Annotated in this window: 14 protein-coding genes; 11 read left to right on the top strand and 3 right to left on the bottom strand. The window is 61.0% G+C overall.

What is annotated here, in order from left to right:
- Positions 1-7: 7 nt before the first annotated feature.
- The 3 genes from O148_RS16565 to mobA form a co-directional block, all read right to left on the bottom strand.
- Positions 8-1216 (bottom strand): molybdopterin molybdotransferase MoeA, encoded by a 1209-nt coding sequence (locus tag O148_RS16565; protein WP_051620201.1) that lies wholly within the window; start codon positions 1214-1216, stop codon positions 8-10.
- A gap of 10 nt (positions 1217-1226) precedes the next feature.
- Positions 1227-1514, bottom strand: a complete 288-nt coding sequence (locus O148_RS16560; protein WP_051620200.1) for a DUF6457 domain-containing protein — start codon at positions 1512-1514, stop codon at positions 1227-1229.
- Positions 1515-1593: 79 nt separating this feature from the next.
- On the bottom strand, positions 1594-2268 hold the full coding sequence (gene mobA / locus O148_RS16555) for a molybdenum cofactor guanylyltransferase (RefSeq protein ID WP_051620199.1): 675 nt from the start codon (positions 2266-2268) through the stop codon (positions 1594-1596).
- A gap of 136 nt (positions 2269-2404) precedes the next feature.
- Here mobA and O148_RS16550 point away from each other — a divergent pair, with 136 nt between their 5' ends.
- From O148_RS16550 to tuf, 11 genes are all read left to right on the top strand, one after another.
- Positions 2405-4426, top strand: coding sequence for a heavy metal translocating P-type ATPase (locus tag O148_RS16550; RefSeq protein ID WP_035746126.1), 2022 nt, complete (start codon positions 2405-2407; stop codon positions 4424-4426).
- A 351-nt stretch (positions 4427-4777) separates the two neighbouring features.
- A complete protein-coding gene (rpoB, locus tag O148_RS0112770; RefSeq protein ID WP_026531233.1) occupies positions 4778-8293 on the top strand; it encodes a DNA-directed RNA polymerase subunit beta in 3516 nt (1171 codons plus the stop codon).
- Positions 8294-8390: 97 nt separating this feature from the next.
- Positions 8391-12284, top strand: a complete 3894-nt coding sequence (locus tag O148_RS0112765; RefSeq protein WP_026531232.1) for a DNA-directed RNA polymerase subunit beta' — start codon at positions 8391-8393, stop codon at positions 12282-12284.
- A gap of 368 nt (positions 12285-12652) precedes the next feature.
- Positions 12653-13579 carry a hypothetical protein gene (locus O148_RS17210; protein ID WP_051620198.1) on the top strand — a complete coding sequence of 309 codons (927 nt, stop codon included), beginning with the start codon at positions 12653-12655 and terminating at the stop codon, positions 13577-13579.
- A complete protein-coding gene (locus O148_RS0112755) occupies positions 13576-13791 on the top strand; it encodes a hypothetical protein (protein ID WP_026531231.1) in 216 nt (71 codons plus the stop codon). The genes O148_RS17210 and O148_RS0112755 overlap by 4 nt, the downstream gene beginning before the upstream one ends.
- Positions 13792-14080: 289 nt before the next feature.
- Positions 14081-14839, top strand: coding sequence for a S1 family peptidase (locus tag O148_RS16540; RefSeq protein WP_035746123.1), 759 nt, complete (start codon positions 14081-14083; stop codon positions 14837-14839).
- 216 nt (positions 14840-15055) lie between these two features.
- Entirely contained in the window at positions 15056-16003 is a 948-nt protein-coding gene (locus tag O148_RS16535) for a DUF5996 family protein (RefSeq protein ID WP_157374636.1), read from the top strand.
- A gap of 482 nt (positions 16004-16485) precedes the next feature.
- Entirely contained in the window at positions 16486-16860 is a 375-nt protein-coding gene (gene rpsL, locus O148_RS0112740) for a 30S ribosomal protein S12 (RefSeq protein WP_026531230.1), read from the top strand.
- Positions 16860-17330 carry a 30S ribosomal protein S7 gene (rpsG, locus tag O148_RS0112735; RefSeq protein ID WP_026531229.1) on the top strand — a complete coding sequence of 157 codons (471 nt, stop codon included), beginning with the start codon at positions 16860-16862 and terminating at the stop codon, positions 17328-17330. The genes rpsL and rpsG overlap by 1 nt, the downstream gene beginning before the upstream one ends.
- Before the next feature lie 82 nt (positions 17331-17412).
- Positions 17413-19527 (top strand): elongation factor G, encoded by a 2115-nt coding sequence (gene fusA / locus O148_RS0112730; RefSeq protein WP_026531228.1) that lies wholly within the window; start codon positions 17413-17415, stop codon positions 19525-19527.
- A 218-nt stretch (positions 19528-19745) separates the two neighbouring features.
- On the top strand, positions 19746-20936 hold the full coding sequence (gene tuf / locus O148_RS0112725; RefSeq protein ID WP_026531227.1) for an elongation factor Tu: 1191 nt from the start codon (positions 19746-19748) through the stop codon (positions 20934-20936).
- Positions 20937-20959 lie beyond the last annotated feature (23 nt).

Genomic DNA, 20959 nt, shown 5'->3' with positions numbered 1-20959 from the left:
CGCTCGCCTACAGCCACGGTAGGGCGATGGTCGCAACCTCGTCGCCCGCGGCAAGCCCGGATTCGGGTATCAGCATTAGCACGTCTGCGCTGGCGAGCCCGCGCAACATGCCCGAGCCCACCCAGTTGGCGCGCCGCACCCCGGATTCGGTCAGGATCGCCGGAGTGACTCGGGTGCGCCCAGAAAGCGGCTCTACGTCTTCTGCGGAGACGAAAGTCCGTTCCGGCGCAGGTTCGGATCGGCGTACACCGGCCAAAAACTGGGGGAGCAGTGTCATCGCGGCGCACACCGCGGCCAAGGGATTCCCGGGTAGCGAAAGAACCGTCCGGCCGTCCTTCATTTGCGCCATCATGGTGGGGTGCCCGGGGCGCATGGCAATCGACGCGAAAGCGATGCGATCGGCACGCATACGCAGCGCATCCAGCAGGTGGTCCGCGCCGCTCGGTCCGGTTCCCCCGGTCGTCACGATCAGCGGTGTGGGCGCATCCAGAGCGGCGAGTGTGGACTCCAGCGAATCGCCGAGGGCCACATTCGTTTCCACGTGTGCGCCCCACGCGCTCAGCATTGGCGGGAGCAGCGCAGAGAAACTGTCCCGCACTGTGCCTGCCGTAGGCACACCTGCGGACACCACCTCATTCCCGGTGCGTATCAGGGTCGCGGCAATCGGCGCGCTCACCTGGACGGTGTCGGCACCGATGGCCGCCGCCAGCGCAAGGTCAACCGGCGTGAGCTTCTTGCCGCGCGGCACCAGCACGTCAGAGGTGTTCGCCTCGGTTCCCGTCCGCCGAATGTGCCTGCCACGCGTCAGCGCGTGAGCCGGAGCGTCCTCGGCCACGGAGAGGGTTTCGGTAGCGCTCACCTGCCCGTGTTCTAAAGGAAGTACGACGGCGGTGCCTTGCGGTAGCGTGCCTCCGGTCACCACGGGCGTTGCCTCACCCGGGCGCAAAGATGCCGGTTTGTCCGTGCGATTGAGAATCCAACTCGCAGTTGGGTCCAGCGGCTCGGCAAGCGCCCAGCCGTCCATGGCCGAGGACTCATAGTGGGGAAGCGGGTACGGAGCGGCAAGGTCCTCGGCGAGGTATGAGCCCCCGGCCTCGAGCAGGGGTACGTGCCGGGATGCTGCCGCCGGTGCGGCGTCGCCCAACTCCTGCGCCAGGGCGCGGGCGCGGGCGAGGGAAACGGGGTGCGGGTTGTATTCGAGGAGGGGGCCGTTCATGCGGGATGGATCACTCGGCGTCACCCTGTGCGGCGATGAGGTCCTTGAGTTGGGCGGCAATGGGGCCGAGCTCGACCTCGGTGGCGGTACCCTCGCTCTCGGCGGCAAGCTGACCGGCGAGGTATCCCAAGACGTAGGTGGTAACCGGTGCGGCCGGGCGCACCACCTTGTGTGCGGCCACTCCGGCTAGTCCCAAAATGGTGTTGAGGTTCTCGTCGGTGAGGGCTGGGTCGCTCAGGCTGAATTCTGCGTTGAGCTTTTCTGCTAGGGCGCTCAGTTCTGGGGGCAGGTCCGTCATGGCGTTCTCCTTGGGGTGCGTCGACGTGGCGTGTGATTCCACTGTAATGGTGTCAGCTGGCTTCGCCGCCACGGCACTGTCAGGATGGCGGAAGGGACACCCCGAGCCGCCGAGCGTCCTCGGGGGTGTCAATATCGAGCACAAGCTGCGCTTTGGCGGGCTGTGTCATTGTCACAAAGCGAGTTTTGAGCGGAGCCAAGAGCTTTAGCGCGGAGGTGCCGTCAAGTTCGCCCGCGGCTTCCACTCGTCGAGCAAGGGCGTCAGACCGGGCGACGCAGGTGAGCCACTGTTCGCGCCCACCTGCGTCTACCGCGACGGCAAGCTCGGGGCCGTGAATCTCGGGGCCGTGCTCCTCGCTGGTGAGGGCTGCCAGCAGTTCGGGCAAAGCCGCCGGAGCCCACGGTGCATCGACCGGAAGAATGGCCGTAAAGTTACCCCGCACTCTCCGATTTCCGAGCGCCGCGACACCGGACGCAATTCCGGCGGCCGGTCCGCCAAAGTCCGGGACCTCTCGGGTCAGCACTCGGTGCGCGAAGTCGTCGCCGAAGAGCGCTCCGTGTTCGAGCGAGGCAAGTTTTTGGGGCCCGACCAGCGCAATGGCTCGTTGCGGACCCAATTGATCCATGATGTATCCGAGTAGCGTGCGGGCACCGACCCTCATGCTGGCCTTATCGACGCCGCCAAGTCTCCTGGCGCGCCCGCCCGCGAGCACAATGACATCGACGTCGGGGGCGAGGCTGAGTGGCGATTTCATGGTTCCACTTTAGGTGCGCGGTCAGCTGTCGCTAAGGTGCCATGTGCACCTGGGCGGGCACGCGCCGTCGTAATTCAAAGTACGCAACCCCAAAAATAACTGTAGACATATTTAGATATCTAAATATAATGGAGACATGGCAACTTCATCAGCTCCAGACCAACACGATCACTTTGGCGGCCCGAAATGGGAAATGGGCTTTGCTATCGCCTCCGGCGTCACGTACCTCTCCGGCGTGGTGTTTGAATATTTCGTCCCGGGCGCGCCGGTCAACCAGGTGGCGATACCACTGTTCCTAGCGACCTACTTCTTTGGCGGGTTTTTCACCTTCACGACCGCGATTCGCTCCGTGCGCCGAGGCAGATTCGAGGTCGACTTCCTCATGCTGGTGGCGGCGATCGGCGCCGCGACGGTCGGCAAGTTTGCCGAGGGCGCGGTGTTGCTCTTCCTCTTCTCCTTGGGCCACGCGCTCGAGGAGTATGCGATGGGACGCGCCAAAAAGTCCATCGAGGCGTTGGCCGAACTCGCTCCCGCCACCGCGCTGGTGCGCGAGGGCGACCAGGTAGTGGAGCGGCCCACCGAGCAACTCGAGGTCGGCGATGTGGTGGTTGTGCGCCCGCACGCGCGGATTCCCGCGGACGGTTTTGTGAGCGTCGGAAATTCGGCCGTGGACCAGTCGGCGATTACCGGGGAAAGCATCCCGGTGGAAAAGGGGCCGGTGGACTCGGCTTCGGCGGCGCTCGCCCGGCCAAACAGTGTGCCGGAGTCCTCGCGCGTATTCGCGGGAACGGTCAATGGCAATGGCGCACTGGATGTGACGGTGCTGACCCCGGCAAAGGACTCGACCCTGGCGCGGGTAGTTCAAATGGTGCGAGACGCCGATGCGACCAAGAGCCCCACGCAGCTATTCATTGACCGCTTCCAGCGCTACTACGTTCCTGCGGTGATTGCCCTTGTCGCCGTGGTGTTTGCGGTCGGGTGGTTGTGGATTAATGAGCCGCTCAGCGAAAGCTTTTACCGTTCGATGCTGATTTTGGTTGCCGCGAGCCCCTGCGCTCTCGCGATCGCGACACCGGCGGCCGTTCTGTCCGGTGTTGCGAGGGCGGCGCGCGCCGGGCTGCTGGTCAAAGGCGGGGCGCCCTTGGAAACCCTCGGCAAGGTGACCTCTATTGCCTTTGATAAGACCGGCACATTGACCTGGGGTATGCCGCGACTGACCGATGTCAAGCCTGCCACCGGTGCGGACGAGGCAACGCTCGGTGCGGTGGCGCTCGCCCTGGAATCCAGTAGCGACCACCCGCTGGCTGTTGCGATAGTGCGAGATCTGGAACCGAAAGTTCCCGCCGAAAGCCGGCTCAAGGCTAGTGGGCTGGAGGCGGTCACGGGTAAGGGCATTATTGCGGCCATCGGCGGTAAACGCGCGCAGATCGGCAGCCTGGAAATGTTTGTGGCTGACGCCGCGGACGGGAGCGGGCCAGCGGTCCCCGAGGATGTTGTTGCTGCGGCGGACGGGCTGCAAAGCGAAGGCCGAACCATCATGGTGGTTAGCTGGGGACAGCAATTCCTCGGTGTCTTAGGCGTCATGGACACGCCGCGGGCCGAAGCCGCAAGTGTGTTGAATTCGCTGCGCCAATCCGGAGTGCAGGAACTCGTCATGATTTCTGGGGACAATCAGAAAGTTGCCGACGCGGTTGGTGGCCAAGTGGGGGTGGACACCGCACGCGGCGGCCTGATGCCGGAGGACAAGGTCACGACGATCAAATCTCTCTCCGCCAAAGGGCAAACGGCCATGGTGGGGGACGGAGTCAATGATGCGCCCGCCATGGCCAATGCCTCGGTCGGGGTGGCAATGGGTGCGGCAAGTTCTGCCGTGGCATTGGACACCGCTGATGTGGCGCTGATGAGTGATGACATTGGCCGGGTGCCGTTTCTGATTCGGTTGAGCCGTGCGACGACGAAAATCATTCGGCAGAACCTGATTGTTTCGCTGGCGATTGTCGCGTTCTTGGTTCCGGCGAGCCTTCTGGGAATGGAAATGGGGCCGGTGGTCTTTATCCACGAGGGGTCCACCTTCCTGGTGGTGCTCAACGCATTGCGCTTGCTGCGCTTCGACGTGGGCCGCGAGCACGATGGGATCGAGCACGAAGAGCGCCCCTAACCGAGGACTTCCCGCGCCCCACCCGCGTTTCGCATCCCCGGACCGCGCTTTAAGAGCCCCATACGGTGCAATTTTTGCGGTACGGGGATGCGAAACGCGGGTGGGTGGTGGCTCGACTAGACAAGCGCGCATTTTTTGACTACTGTTGAAAGTTGCGTCTTCCCTCTCTACCTATAGCCCTCAAATAGCGGTTGGCTCGCGATTAATGCGCCGTGCGTACCGGCAGTTTTGCTCAGCAAGTGTCTGGTGGCAGGTTGCAGTTTGAAGAATCGCTTGGATCATATGGCGGATCCAACAGTTGGTGTGCGGTGAAGTCCAGTTCAGCCCGATAGGTCTGTGGAAGGATCCCCATTGGTCGCCTCTAGCGCCTCAAAGAAAAACGCCAAAAGCCAGTTTGACCCATCGACGGATGGTGCTCAAAGTCGGCTCTCATTTGCAAAGATTGACGAACCGCTCGACGTTCCTAATCTTCTCGCGCTCCAAACCGAAAGCTTTGACCGCCTGGTCGGCAATGATCGGTGGAAGGCTCGCGTAGAAGATGCCGTGGCCCGCGGAGAGCAGGGCATTGCCAAGACCAGCGGTCTGGCAGACATTTTCGAAGAAATTTCCCCCATTGAAGATTTCCAGGGCACCATGTCCCTGAGTTTCTCCGATCCGGAGTTCTACGAGCCTTCGCGTTCCATGGAGGAAAGCAAGGACAAGGACGTGACGTACTCGGCACCGCTGTACGTCAAGGCCGAGTTCATGAACAACAACACGGGTGAAATCAAGCAGCAGACCGTGTTCATGGGCGATTTCCCGCTCATGACCGACAAGGGCACCTTTGTCATTAACGGTACCGAGCGCGTGGTTGTCTCCCAGCTCGTGCGCTCCCCAGGTGCATACTTCGAGCGCACCCCGGACAAGACCAGCGACAAGGACATCTTCACCGCGAAGATCATCCCGAGCCGCGGCGCCTGGTTCGAGCTCGAAATCGACAAGCGCGACCAGGTCGGCGTGCGTCTTGACCGCAAGCGCAAGCAGTCCGTGACCGTGCTTCTCAAGGCTCTTGGTTGGACCGAGGGCCAGATTCTGGAAGAGTTCGGCCAGTACGATTCCATTCGCGCCACCTTGGAGAAGGACAACACCGAGACTCGCGAAGACGCCCTGCTGGATATTTACCGCAAGCTGCGTCCGGGCGAGCCGCCGACAGTGGATGCTGCCCAGAACCTGCTGGACAACTTGTACTTCAACCCGAAGCGCTATGACCTGGCGAAGGTGGGCCGCTACAAGATCAACCGCAAGCTCGGTGTCGACAAGAACCTGGATGACGCGGACGCCTCGGTGCTGCACATCGAAGACATTGTCGCGATGATCAAGTTCCTTGTGGCACTGCACGCCGGCGAAGAAACCGTCAAGGGCACCCGCAAGGGTAAGGAAGTCGATGTCCCGGTCACCATCGATGACATCGACCACTTCGGCAACCGCCGCATCCGCGCGGTGGGCGAGCTCATCGAGAACCAGGTGCGTACCGGTCTCTCCCGTATGGAGCGTGTGGTCCGCGAACGCATGACCACTCAGGACGTCGAGGCCATTACCCCGCAGTCCTTGATCAACATCCGCCCCGTGGTGGCCGCGATCAAGGAGTTCTTCGGAACCAGCCAGCTGTCCCAGTTCATGGACCAGAACAACCCGCTTGCCGGTTTGACCCACAAGCGCCGTCTCTCCGCGCTCGGCCCGGGCGGTCTCTCTCGCGACCGCGCCGCAATGGAAGTTCGCGACGTGCACCCGTCCCACTACGGACGCATGTGCCCGATCGAAACTCCTGAAGGTCCGAACATCGGTCTGATCGGTTCGCTCGCATCCTACGGGCGCATCAACGCCTTCGGCTTCATCGAGACCCCGTACCGCAAGGTTGTCAACGGTGTCGTGACCGATGAGGTCGAGTACCTGACCGCCGACGATGAACTCGAAGTGTGGATCGCTCAGGCAAACGCCCCGATCGACGCGAAGGGCAAGTTCGTCGAGGACCAGGTCTTGGTGCGCGCCAAGGGCGGCTCCGGCGAGCCCGTGGTGATTGACGCCGAAGACGTCGACTTCATGGACGTGTCCCCGCGCCAGATGGTGTCCGTGGGTACCTCCCTGATTCCGTTCCTCGAGCATGACGATGCGAACCGCGCGCTGATGGGCGCCAACATGCAGCGTCAGGCCGTGCCGCTCTTGACCTCCGAGGCGCCGCTGGTGGGTACCGGCATGGAGCGCCCGGCCGCCGTGGACGCCGGTGACTCCGTCATCGCGACCAAGGCCGGTGTGGTCAATGAGGTTTCGGCGGACGTGGTTGTTGTTCTCAACGATGACGGCACCGAAACCAACTACCCAATCATGAAGTTCGCCCGCTCCAACCAGGGCAACGCCTACAACCAGCGTGTGACCGTCTCCGAGGGTTCGCGCGTCGAAGTCGGTTCGCTCATTGCCGATGGTCCCTCCACCGACAAGGGTGAGCTCGCGCTCGGCCGCAACCTGCTTGTGGCGTTCATGTCCTGGGAAGGTCACAACTTCGAGGACGCGATCATCCTGAGCCAGCGTGTGGTATCTGAGGACCTGTTGACCTCAATCCACATCGAGGAGCACGAGGTTGACGCTCGCGACACCAAGCTCGGTGCCGAAGAGATCACTCGTGACATCCCGAACGTGTCTGAAGAGGCTCTCTCCCAGCTCGACGAGCGCGGCATCATCCACATTGGTGCCGAGGTGGACACTGGAGACATCCTGGTGGGTCGTGTGACCCCGAAGGGTGAAACCGAGTTGACCCCGGAGGAGCGCCTGCTGCGCGCCATCTTTGGTGAGAAGAGCCGCGAAGTGCGCGACACCTCGCTCAAGGTTCCGCACGGCGAGTCCGGCACCGTCATTGGTGTTCGCATCTTTGATCGCGAGAACGATGACGATGAGCTGGCTCCCGGCGTGAACCAGCTGGTGCGCGTGTACGTGGCCCAGAAGCGCAAGATCACCGACGGCGACAAGCTCGCCGGCCGTCACGGCAACAAGGGTGTCATCTCCAAGATCTTGCCGATCGAGGATATGCCGTTCTTGGAGGACGGCACCCCGGTTGACGTCATCTTGAACCCGCTTGGTGTTCCCGGCCGTATGAATATCGGCCAGGTCCTCGAGTTGCACCTTGGCTGGGCGGCGAAGCAGGGTTGGAAGATCGACGGCGATGCCTCCTTCTTGGAGAAGGTTCCGAATTTGCCGCGCGAGACCGGTCCTACCACGGTGGCGACCCCGGTCTTCGACGGTGCGAGCGAAGACGAGATCACCGGTCTGCTGGAACACACCAACGTGAACCGTGATGGCGTCCGTTTGATCGGCGAGTCCGGTAAGGCCAAGTTGTTTGATGGCCGCAGCGGCGAACCGTTCCCGGATCCGATCTCCGTGGGTTACATGTACATCTTGAAGTTGCACCACTTGGTCGATGACAAGATCCACGCCCGCTCCACCGGTCCGTACTCCATGATCACCCAGCAGCCGCTTGGCGGTAAGGCCCAATTCGGTGGCCAGCGCTTCGGTGAAATGGAAGTGTGGGCGCTGGAAGCGTACGGCGCCGCCTACACGCTGCAGGAACTTCTGACCATCAAGTCGGATGACATCCACGGCCGTGTCAAGGTCTATGAGGCAATCGTCAAGGGCGAGAACATCCCGGAGCCCGGTGTTCCGGAGTCCTTCAAGGTTCTGATCAAGGAAATGCAGTCCTTGTGCCTGAACGTTGAGGTCCTCGCTCAAGATGGCAGCACTGTTGAAATGCGTGACTCGGACGATGAAGTCTTCCGGGCCGCGGAAGAACTGGGTATCGATCTGTCCCGGAACGAACCCAGCTCCGTCGAAGAGGTGTGATGAGGCACGGCGGCGAGTATCGCCGTCGTTCTTCCTCCGCTTTGTCACCAGCTAAGACTTCATTTCAAAGATTCAAAAGAGAGAGAACAGGACCCAAATGTCCAACGAATCCTCCTTCGACCTCATGCGCATTGGTCTTGCCACCGCGGACGATATCCGCGCGTGGTCCTATGGCGAGGTCAAAAAGCCAGAAACCATTAACTACCGAACCCTGAAGCCAGAGAAGGACGGCCTCTTCTGCGAGAAGATTTTCGGGCCGAGCCGCGACTGGGAATGCTACTGCGGTAAGTACAAGCGCGTCCGCTTCAAGGGCATCATTTGTGAGCGCTGCGGTGTTGAGGTGACTCGCGCCAAGGTGCGTCGTGAGCGCATGGGCCACATCGAGTTGGCCGCACCGGTCACGCACATTTGGTTCTTCAAGGGCGTGCCTTCGCGTTTGGGCTACCTGCTGGATCTTGCACCGAAGGACCTGGAAAAGGTCATTTACTTCGCTGCATACATGATCACCTCGGTCGATGAAGAGGCGCGTCACGCCGACCTGCCGAACCTGCAGACCGAGCACGATCTGGAGATCAAGCAGCTCGCGAACACCCGCGACGCCGACATTGCCGCGATCGCCAAGGACCTAGAAGACGAGCTTGCTCGCCTCGAGTCCGAGGGCGCTAAAGCCGCAGAGAAGAAGAAGGCCCGCGATTCGGCCGACCGTCAAATGGCGAACGTGCGCAAGCGCATGGATCAAGAGATCGAGCGCCTGGAGCAGGTGTGGGATCGCTTCAAGAACCTCAAGGTCTCCGACCTGGAAGGCGACGAGGGCCTGTACCGCGAATTGCGTGACCGTTACGGCATGTACTTCGAGGGCTACATGGGTGCCGAGGCGATCAAGAAGCGCCTGGAAACCTTTGACATGGAAGCCGAGGCGGAATCGCTTCGCGACATCATTCAGAACGGCAAGGGCCAGCGTAAGACTCGCGCCCTGAAGCGTCTGAAGGTTGTCAACGCGTTCTTGACCACCAACAACTCCCCGTTGGGCATGGTCTTGGACGCCGTCCCGGTGATCCCGCCGGAGCTTCGCCCGATGGTGCAGTTGGACGGTGGCCGCTTCGCGACCTCCGACCTCAACGACCTGTACCGCCGTGTGATCAACCGCAACAATCGCCTGAAGCGTCTGTTGGATCTGGGCGCCCCGGAAATCATTGTCAACAATGAGAAGCGCATGCTCCAAGAGGCTGTGGACTCGCTGTTCGACAACGGCCGCCGCGGCCGTCCGGTCACCGGTCCGGGCAACCGTCCGCTGAAGTCGCTCTCCGACATGCTCAAGGGCAAGCAGGGACGTTTCCGTCAGAACCTTCTCGGTAAGCGCGTGGATTACTCCGGCCGTTCCGTGATCGTGGTCGGCCCGCAGCTCAAGCTGCACCAGGCCGGTCTGCCCAAGCAAATGGCGCTCGAGCTGTTCAAGCCGTTCGTCATGAAGCGACTGGTGGATCTGAACCACGCCCAGAACATCAAGAGCGCCAAGCGCATGGTGGAGCGTTTCCGCCCGCAGGTGTGGGATGTTCTGGAAGAGATCATCACTGAACACCCGGTGCTTCTCAACCGTGCACCTACCCTGCACCGTTTGGGCATCCAGGCGTTCGAGCCGCAACTGGTCGAAGGCAAGGCGCTGCAGCTGCACCCGCTTGTGTGTGCCGCGTTCAACGCCGACTTCGACGGCGACCAGATGGCTGTGCACTTGCCGCTGTCTCCGGAAGCTCAGGCCGAGGCCCGCATCTTGATGCTCTCCTCGAACAACATCCTGAAGCCGATGGACGGCCGCCCGGTTGCCGAGCCGAGCCAGGACATGATCATTGGTTTGCACCACTTGACCACTAAGCGTGAGGGCGAAGCCGGCGAAGGCCGTTACTTCGGTTCCCCGGCCGAGGCCATCATGGCTTTCGACAACGGTGAACTGCACCTCAACTCGGTGGCCAAGATCCGTGTGAATGACTTCGCGCCCTCTGACGCGCAACCTGCCCCCGAGGGCTGGGAGCCGGGTCAGCCGGTGGTGTTGGAGACCTCGCTTGGACAGGTGCTCTTCAACGAGACGCTTCCCGAAGATTACCCGTGGGTTGAGGACGTTGCGGATAAGAAGCGTCTGTCCGCGATCGTCAACGACCTTGCCGAGCGCTACCCGAAGGTCGTTACCGCGGCAACGCTGGACAACCTGAAGGATGCCGGTTTCTACTGGGCAACCCGCTCCGGTGTGACCGTCGCGATCTCCGATGTGGCCGCTCCGGTGGACAAGGCGAAGATCATGGAAGGGTATGAGGCTCAGGCCGAGAAGGTTGAGCAGCAGTACAACAAGGGTCTGATCGCCGATGATGAGCGCCGTCAGGAACTCATCGACATCTGGAACAAGGCAACCAACGAGGTCGCCGACGCCATGAAGAAGAGCATGACCAAGACCAACACCATCAACCGCATGGTGTCCTCGGGTGCTCGCGGTAACTGGTTGCAATTGCGCCAGATCGCCGGTATCCGTGGCCTGGTGGCAAACCCGAAGGGTGAGATCATCCCGCGTCCGATCAAGTCTTCCTACCGTGAAGGCCTGTCGGTTCTCGAGTACTTCATCGCAACCCACGGTGCCCGTAAGGGCCTTGCCGATACCGCTCTGAAGACCGCGAACTCGGGTTACCTGACCCGTCGTTTGGTGGACGTGTCGCAGGATGTCATCGTCCGCGAATACGACTGCGGTACCGAGCGCGGTCTGATGCTGCCGATCGCCGAGCCGGACGAGGCTACCGGTGAGATGCGCCTGGCCGAGGGCGTGGAGAACTCCGCATACGCCCGTACGCTGGCCACCGATGTGGTGGACGCTGACGGCAACGTCTTGGCGAAGGCCGGTGAGGACGTCGGTGACGTGCTCATCAAGAAGCTCTTCGACGCCGGTATTACCGAGGTCAAGGTCCGCTCCGTACTCACCTGTGAGTCCGCTGTCGGTACCTGCGCCATGTGCTACGGCCGCTCCCTGGCGACCGGTAAGCTCGTGGACATCGGTGAGGCTGTCGGCATTATCGCCGCGCAGTCCATTGGTGAGCCCGGTACCCAGCTGACCATGCGTACCTTCCACACCGGTGGTGTTGCTTCTGCCGAAGACATCACCCAGGGTCTGCCCCGTATCCAGGAGCTTTTCGAAGCGCGTACCCCGAAGGGTGTCGCTCCGATCTCCGAGGTTGCCGGCCGCGTTTCCGTTGAGGAAACCGACCGTCAGCTCCGTCTGATCGTGACCCCGGATGACGGATCCGAGGAACTGGTGTACCCGGTTCTGCGCCGTGCCCGCCTGTTGGTCGCCGATGGCGATCACGTGGAGGTCGGCCAGCAGCTGGTTGCCGGTGCCATGGACCCGAAGCAGGTGCTGCGCATTCTCGGACCCCGCCAGGCACAGAAGTTCCTGGTGGACGAGGTGCAAGAGGTGTACCGCTCCCAGGGTGTGGGTATCCACCAGAAGCACATCGAGGTCATCGTGCGTCAGATGCTCCGTCGCGTGACGGTCATCGAGTCCGGTGAGTCCAACTTGCTGCCAGGCGAGCTCGTGGAGCGCGCCCGCTTCGAGACGGAGAACCGCCGCGTGGTTTCCGAGGGTCAGCGCCCCGCGTCTGGCCGTCCGGAGCTCATGGGTATCACCAAGGCGTCCTTGGCGACCGAGTCCTGGCTGTCCGCGGCCTCCTTCCAGGAGACCACCCGCGTGCTCACCCAGGCGGCAATGGAAGGCAAGTCCGATCCGTTGCTCGGCCTCAAGGAGAACGTCATCATCGGTAACCTGATCCCGGCCGGTACCGGTCTGGATCGGTACAACCAGGTGGACGTGGAGCCGACCGAGGAAGCGAAGGCTCACCTCTACACCGGCCCGAGCGTGTACTCCGATTTCGATTACGCGACCGAGGACGGCGGCCTGACTCCCGAGTTCCAGGCCATCCCCTTGGATGACTACGATTCCGGAGCCGATTTCCGCTAACCCCTCCCCATCGACTGTGCAGAACACGCACGCGACACGCCGTGTAAGTGTGCATTATCTGCACAGTCGAAATCGAGTGTGAAGGTGCGGGGCGTGCATGGCGCGCCCCGCACCTTTCGTTAAAGTACGACGGCGGGTGGTCACCTTTCGCGCGAAAGGTGACCACCCGCCGTCGTACTTTGTGCGCTCTTGTCAATAGACAAAGGTATAGGAACCACTAGACGATCGGTCGTTCCTAAGTCCTCGGCATTTTCCTACGCTGAGAACGATTGCTTGGAGCATTGGGGTTGGTAATCCTATCGCTCGAGCGCCAATGCAATCGGGTTCACTCATCGAAGTAGCACCTCACATTGAGGAGACAAATTATCATGAATCTCAAGAAAAAACCCCGCTTGCCCTTGCTCAAAGGAGCGGTGGCTTTGGCAGTTTCCGCTGGCTTAGTGCTCAGCGGAGGCGGTATCGCCAATGCCTCAAGCTTGGAAGGGAACGCGGACAGTTCCGCATCCGAAAATCTGTCAAGCTCAGTCTCCACACGAGGGACTGATGAGAATACCGTTCTCTCATCCTCGGGTCCGGATTCTTCCTTTATCGGCGGGATCACGCTCCCGGGGAATGCTGTCACTGACTATGCCGCGTTGAAAGCGGCCGATACAACTAGTACTAACCTGGAATCTGTGTTGGGCGAGAAATTTGACGGCACTGGCGCCCCGCTCGCGACTACCACGGTGGATGGGGCTGAACTCTCTAGCTTCGCTACCGACAACGGATCCCAAACCATTATTTCCATCGTTTCAGCACAGGCTCCTACCGAATATCGTTTCCCTTTGACACTCCCGGAGGACACCTCACCGCGGCTTAACGATGACGGCTCGGTGAGTGTGATTGATGTCAACGGCGCCGAGCTCGGAGGTGTGGAAACTCCGTGGGCCATTGACGCCAACGGCAACACCATTCCGACGCGTTTCACGTTGGACGGAAACACACTGGTTCAAACCATTGAATTCTCTAGCAAGACTGCTTTTCCGGTCACCGCTGACCCGAAATGGTGGCAGTGGCCCATCATTGCCGCGGCAACCGGTGCCGTGACAGCGGCCGTGGCTGCTATCCCCGGTGTCGGCCCGGCAGTCGCCGGTGCCGCTGGCGGTTGCGCCGGAAGCGCGCTCAAGGCAAAGTTCGATGGTAAAAACGGCTGGTCCGTTCTCAAGTCCTGCCTCGCGGGTGCGGCACTCGGTGGTGCGGCTGGCATGGTTAAGAGTGTTGTCACAAATGTCATTGCAAAGTACATGAAGAAGTGAAGATATTGAAGGTCCTCGAGTTCCTTGGCATCACCAACAGCGATCCCAAACGGTCCATGTGGCAGGTATCGCCATGGGGATCCGCAGCGGCGCTCTCACTTGTGGTTGCAGTTCCGTTCCTTGTTTTTGGTGCCTGGCCGGTAGCGATCACGTTTCTCGCCATTGGGGTGATTGCGGCCGTGATGAATCATCACATCCGCTCGCTCTACTAGGGACTTCTAGGATGACGCCATCGCGTATGACGGCGCGTGGTGACCTTTCGCTCGAAACGGTCACCACGCGCCGTCGTGCTTATACCCGGGGCAAAGATAGGGCTCAACCCATCAGCCGTCAAGACGTTCCGGTCAAAATAGACTTTTCTGCGCGCAACGGCTTTCGTCGGCAAAAACGCTGCACTAGCTTCGGCTGATAACACTCGCACACGCCCTGGGAACCTTATGGCGAGGCGAGGGTTCGCGGGCACCCCCACCCGCGCATCATCGAAGAAGAAGGAACACGACAGTGAAAATTGCTCGCACCCTCGGCGCGCTCGCCGCAGCAGGATTGCTGGCCGCCAGCGCCGCCGTACCGGCTAACGCCGCCCCGCACACGGGGGCCACCAAGGACAAGGCACCGATTTCCACCTCGGACCCGACGATCGATCCCCGCATCGTCGGCGGCAATGACGTTCCGCTCTCGGCCGCGCCCTACGCCACGCAGGTCTACATCAACGGTCAGTTCGCTTGCTCCGCAAGCATCATCGGCGCGCAGTGGGTGCTCACCGCGAAGCACTGCGGCGGCTCCAACATGTCGGTCAAGGTCGGCAGCGCGAGCCTCGGCCAAGGAACCACGCTCAGCGTCACGCAAACCTACGCGTGGAGCGGCGGCGACATCCTGCTGCTGAAGCTGAACGGCTCCTTCCAAACCACCTACGGCACCCTCGCCGCGTCCAAGGTCTCCGTGGGCTCGGTCGGCAACATTTACGGCTGGGGCCGCGAAACCTATGACGGCCCCGCCTCGCCAACCCTGAAAACCGCCCAGGTCAAGTACAACCGCGACTCCACCGACGCCTATGGCGGACCGGCGTACCAGCACAACGGCATCGACGGTCAAGCCTGGAAGGGCGACTCCGGCGGCCCCTTCGTGGTCGGCGGGAAGATCGTGGGCGTCGCATCCACCAGCGGGAGCTACGGCCGGGACATCAACGCGATCTCCAACTACACGCGCGTTGATGCGGCGGCCAGTTGGATCACCTCGGTGACCGGCATCCAAGCCCGCTAGCCCCTCCCGCGGTTCATCCCCTAATTACCTTTTCATGACGCAAATGCCGGATGAAAAGGCAATTGGGGGATGAGCGCCGGGCAGCTGGGACGTACGACGGCGTTGCTCACCACCGCGCGGAGGTCGCCTACCGTTGTACGCGCCGGGGCGAGTGCCGCGGCGCTCGCCCCGGCGGCAGGCGTAGCGAGCGCTCACACATCGTAATAGGCTTACGACATGAGTGAATGGCCAGCCTTGCGTACAGATTCTTGGACCGGATGCCGCGAAACGCTGCACCTCTTCACCCAGGTGGTGGGAAAGGTTGTCCTGGAGCAGACGCCGCTCATTAGCCACTGGTGGAATGTCGGTTTCAGCCTCACCGATCGCGGCATGGAAACAGAGCTCATTCACCACGAAGGCCACACCTATCAGCTCGGTTTCGATTTTCAAGATCACATCTTCTTTGTCGAGCGGGACGACGACGTCCGCAGGGGGATTGACTTGGAAGGCGTGACCGTCGCCGATTTCTACCAAGACGTTCTCGAGACGCTCGCGCAGATTGGTTTGAAGACCACCATCTGGCCGATGCCGGTGGAGATCGCCGGCGCGATCCCATTTGACCAGGACACCGACCATCAGGCGTACACCCCGGCTTCGGTCGTGACCTTTTGGGAGACCCTGCTCAAGATCAGCGCGGTGTACCAGCAATACCGCGCCGATTTCATGGGCAAGGCCTCGCCGACGCTGTTCTGGTGGGGATCTTTCGACCTCTCCACCAGCCGCTTCTCCGGACGTATGGCACCCCCGAACACTCACCCCGCTCCGAACTGCGGGCCGCAGGTCATGTTGGAGGCGTACTCACGGGAGCTACAGAACATCGGTTTCTGGCCCGATTACGGAAGTGAAGGTGCCTTCTTCCAGTACTTCTATCCCGAACCCGAAGGCTTCCGCGACGCCGACCTCGGCGAAGGCGTGTTCTGGGACAAGGATTTGGGGGAGTTCATCCTGCCCTACGAGGTGGCGCGCACGAGCCCTGACCCGGCAGCAAAGATCCTCGAGTTCATGAACAAGGGCTATGCTGCCGGCTCCACGCTTGGCAACTGGGACAATGCGACGCTCATGCGGCACTGGAACCCGGAAACCGAGCCCGTCTCGGCGGACCCGGCTCTCGAAAAGCGTTCATAACCGTGCAACATTGAGCTCACGACGGGCGCCCGCGCGAGTAGCAACCCCGTAAACGCGGGGGAGTGTCCCGGGCACCGGATTCAATGTTGCACCGCACCGTACACGAGGCACCGTACACGCGATCCCGGCCCGTTCACGTGGCACCCGTCCCCGGCACCCGGACAGACCTGGCGGAACCGCTTGGCCACTGCACCCAGCCGCCGCCCGAGCCCCTAGGGAATAAACTCCCGCGAATTTCTGCTAGACTAACCAGTGAACATCTTGTGGCAGTAGGACTCAGTCCGGGTCGTTGGGAACGTGAACGACAAATGCCACATTTTCCTATGCCTGAGGCAGTTCCGCGGAAAACATTGCTCTTGAGTAGCCGCGTTGCAGCCCTAGCGCGAGCCCGGCAACACGAAAGTCAGCCGAGCACGCCCGCGCGTGAAGCAAATACTAAGAGCACAGCCGCAAACCGCGGAAGAACAACAAACGGAGAAGAAGTGCCTACAATTCAGCAGCTGGTCCGCAAGGGCCGCTCACCGAAGGTCGCCAAGACCAAGGCTCCCGCTCTCAAGGGCAGCCCCATGCGTCGTGGCGTATGCACCCGTGTGTACACCACGACCCCGAAGAAACCGAACTCTGCACTGCGTAAGGTCGCCCGTGTGCGCCTGAACGGTGGCATCGAGGTCACCGCTTACATCCCCGGTGTGGGACACAACCTGCAGGAACACTCCATCGTGCTGGTGCGCGGCGGCCGTGTGAAGGACCTCCCGGGTGTGCGCTACAAGATTGTGCGTGGCGCGCTTGATACCCAGGGCGTGAAGAACCGTCAGCAGGCTCGCAGCCGCTACGGTGCAAAGAAGGAGAAGAAGTAATGCCGCGTAAGGGACCCGCTCCGAAGCGCCCCCTGGTCCAGGATCCGGTGTACGGCTCCACTTTGGTGACCCAGCTCATTAATAAGGTATTGAAGGACGGCAAGAAGTCCACTGCTGAGCGCATCGTTTACGGCGCGTTGCAGGGCGCCGAGGCGAAGACCGGTTCCGATCCGGTTGCCACCTTGAAGAAGGCCATGGACAACGTTCGCCCGGCCCTTGAGGTCAAGTCCCGCCGTGTCGGCGGCGCGACCTACCAGGTCCCGGTTGACGTCAAGCCCGGCCGTTCCACCGCCCTCGCGCTGCGCTGGCTCGTCGGATACTCGCAGGCTCGCCGCGAGAAGACCATGACCGAGCGTCTGCAGAACGAAATCTTGGATGCGTCCAATGGTCTTGGAGCTTCGGTGAAGCGTCGCGAAGACACCCACAAGATGGCCGAGTCCAACCGCGCCTTCGCTCACTACCGCTGGTAACCAACCCCTACTGACATGAAGTTCGACGGCGATGCTCGCCATCGCTGCCGAACCTCACCTTACAAAATACAAGGGAGATACCGTGGCACTCGACGTGCTAACCGACCTCAAGAAGGTCCGCAACATCGGCATCATGGCTCACATCGATGCCGGTAAGACCACTACCACGGAACGCATCCTGTTCTACACGGGCGTGAACCACAAGATCGGTGAAACGCACGATGGTGCGTCCACCACCGACTGGATGGAGCAGGAAAAGGAGCGTGGTATCACCATTACCTCCGCTGCTGTGACCTGTTTCTGGAACGGTAACCAGATCAACATCATCGACACCCCGGGCCACGTGGACTTCACCGTTGAGGTGGAGCGTTCACTGCGTGTGCTTGACGGTGCCGTAGCCGTATTCGACGGCAAGGAAGGCGTGGAGCCGCAGTCCGAGACTGTGTGGCGTCAGGCCGACAAGTACGACGTTCCGCGCATCTGCTTCGTGAACAAGATGGATAAGCTCGGTGCAGACTTCTACTTCACCGTGGACACCATCAAGTCTCGTTTGGGTGCTCGTCCGCTCGTGCTGCAGCTGCCGATCGGTGCCGAGAATGACTTCATCGGCGTGATCGATCTGCTCGAAATGCGCGCACTGGTTTGGCCGGGCGACGCCAAGGGCGATGTGACCATGGGTGCCAAGTATGAGGTCCAGGAAATCCCTGCCGATCTTCAGGAGAAGGCCGAGGAATACCGCGCCGAACTCATGGAGACCGTGGCCGAGGCGTCCGAAGAGCTCATGGAGAAGTACCTGGAGACCGGCGAGCTGTCCGTTGAGGAACTCAAGTCCGGTATCCGTACGCTCACCATCAACTCCGAGGTTTACCCGGTGCTGTGTGGTTCCGCGTTCAAGAACCGCGGCGTGCAGCCCATGCTGGATGCTGTCATCGACTACCTGCCCTCCCCGCTGGACGTCCCCGACATGGTCGGCGCCGATCCGAAGGATGAGGAAAAGGAGATGACCCGTAAGCCGGATTCGTCCGAGCCGTTCTCGGCTTTGGCGTTCAAGGTTGCGGCGCACCCGTTCTTCGGAACCTTGACCTTCATTCGCGTGTACTCCGGCAAGATTGCCGCCGGCTCCCAGGTCCTGAACTCCGGTAAGGGGAAGAAGGAGCGCATTGGCAAGCTCTTCCAGATGCACGCCAATAAGGAGAACCCGGTCGAAGAGGCAACCGCCGGGCACATCTACGCCGCTATTGGCTTGAAGGACACCACCACCGGTGACACCCTGGCCGACGCGTCGAACCCGATTGTGCTCGAGTCGATGACCTTCCCCGAGCCCGTGATCCGTGTGGCCATTGAGCCCAAGACCAAGGGCGACCAGGAGAAGCTGTCCACCGCTATCCAGAAGCTTTCCGCCGAAGACCCGACTTTCACCGTCGAGTTGGATGAGGAAACTGGACAGACCATCATCGCCGGCATGGGCGAGCTCCACTTGGACATCCTGGTGGACCGCATGCGCCGCGAGTTCAAGGTGGAAGCGAATGTCGGTAAGCCCCAGGTGGCCTACCGCGAGACCATCCGCCGTGCCGTGGAGAAGCTTGACTACACCCACAAGAAGCAGACCGGTGGATCCGGTCAGTTCGCCAAGGTTCAGATCACCATCGAGCCTTTGGAAACCACTGAGGGTGAGCTTTACGAGTTCGATAACCAGATCACCGGTGGCCGTGTTCCGCGCGAATACATCCCGTCCGTTGACGCTGGTATCCGTGACGCCTTGAATGACGGTGTCCTGGCCGGTTACCCGGTTGTGGGCATCAAGGCAATCCTGGTTGACGGTGCGTATCACGATGTTGACTCGTCCGAAATGGCGTTCAAGATCGCCGGTCGCATGGCCTTCAAGGAAGCCGCGCGCAAGGCTAATCCGGTTCTGCTGGAGCCGGTCATGGATGTTGAGGTGCGTACCCCTGAGGAATACATGGGGGATGTCATCGGTGACATCAACTCCCGCCGTGGCCAAATGCAGTCCATGGAGGACGCCAGCGGTGTGAAGGTCATTCGCGCCCTGGTGCCGCTCTCTGGAATGTTCGGCTACATCGGTGACCTGCGGTCCAAGACCCAAGGTCGCGCCGTCTACTCGATGCAATTCAACTCTTATGCGGAGGTCCCGAAGGCTGTTGCCGACGAGATCATCCAGAAGAGCCGCGGAGAGTAAATTCGCTGAGGCGAGGTGGGCCCGCTTGGGCCCACCGAACCCGCGTTGAAGGCAACGAAAGGGTCGAAGGTGAGCATCGCCGTCGTACTTCTTTTGACCTTCGAAAGACCGTAATTTCACCAAAAGAAACAAAGCCAAGTAGACTTGGACAGGTTTGGTTCGCCCTAGAAGCGGCGAAGCAAGATTCAAGTCTTCGAAATAAGTTCTAGGAGGAACTAGTGGCTAAGGCCAAGTTCGAGCGCAACAAGCCGCACGTCAACATCGGAACCATTGGTCACGTTGACCACGGTAAGACCACGTTGACTGCTGCAATTTCCAAGGTTCTCGCGGACAAGTACCCGGACCTGAACGAACAGCGCGATTTCTCATCCATCGACAACGCTCCTGAAGAGCGCCAGCGCGGTATTACCATCAACGTTTCCCACGTTGAGTACCAGACCGACAAGCGTCACTACGCACACGTTGACGCCCCGGGCCACGCTGACTACATCAAGAACATGATCACCGGTGCTGCTCAGATGGACGGCGCAATCCTCGTGGTTGCCGCTACCGACGGCCCGATGGCTCAGACCCGCGAGCACGTTCTGCTCGCTCGCCAGGTTGGTGTTCCTTACCTCCTCGTCGCACTGAACAAGTCCGACATGGTTGAGGATGAGGAACTTCTTGACCTCGTGGAGATGGAAGTTCGCGAACTGCTCTCCAGCCAGGAATTCGACGGCGACAACGCACCCGTGGTGCGCGTGTCCGGTCTGAAGGCTCTGGAAGGCGATCCGGAGTGGGTCAAGTCCGTTGAGGATTTGATGGACGCTGTGGACAACAACGTTCCGGACCCGGTCCGCGACAAGGACAAGCCGTTCCTGATGCCGATCGAGGACGTGTTCACCATTACCGGTCGCGGTACCGTGGTGACCGGCCGTGCAGAGCGCGGTATCTTGAAGATCAACTCCGAAGTTGAGATCGTGGGTATCCGCCCGGTTCAGAAGACCACCGTGACCGGTATCGAGATGTTCCACAAGCAACTCGACGAAGCATGGGCTGGCGAGAACTGTGGTCTGCTTCTTCGCGGTATCAAGCGTGAAGACGTGGAGCGCGGCCAGGTTGTTGTGGCCCCCGGTTCCATCACCCCGCACACCGAGTTCGAGGCAAACGTCTACATCCTCTCCAAGGATGAAGGCGGACGCCACAACCCGTTCTACTCGAACTACCGTCCGCAGTTCTACTTCCGTACCACTGACGTGACCGGTGTGATCGAGCTTCCTGAAGGCACCGAAATGGTTATGCCTGGCGACAACACTGAGATGACCGTGAAGCTCATCCAGCCGATCGCTATGGAAGAGGGCCTCGGCTTCGCTATCCGTGAGGGTGGCCGTACCGTGGGTTCGGGTCGTGTAACCAAGATCCTGAAGTAGTTCATAGCTCTTCTAAAAAAGGG

Source organism: Haematomicrobium sanguinis DSM 21259, from assembly GCF_000688395.1.
Lineage (GTDB): Bacteria > Actinomycetota > Actinomycetes > Actinomycetales > Micrococcaceae > Haematomicrobium > Haematomicrobium sanguinis.
This window is presented reverse-complemented; position numbering and strand designations above follow the sequence as displayed.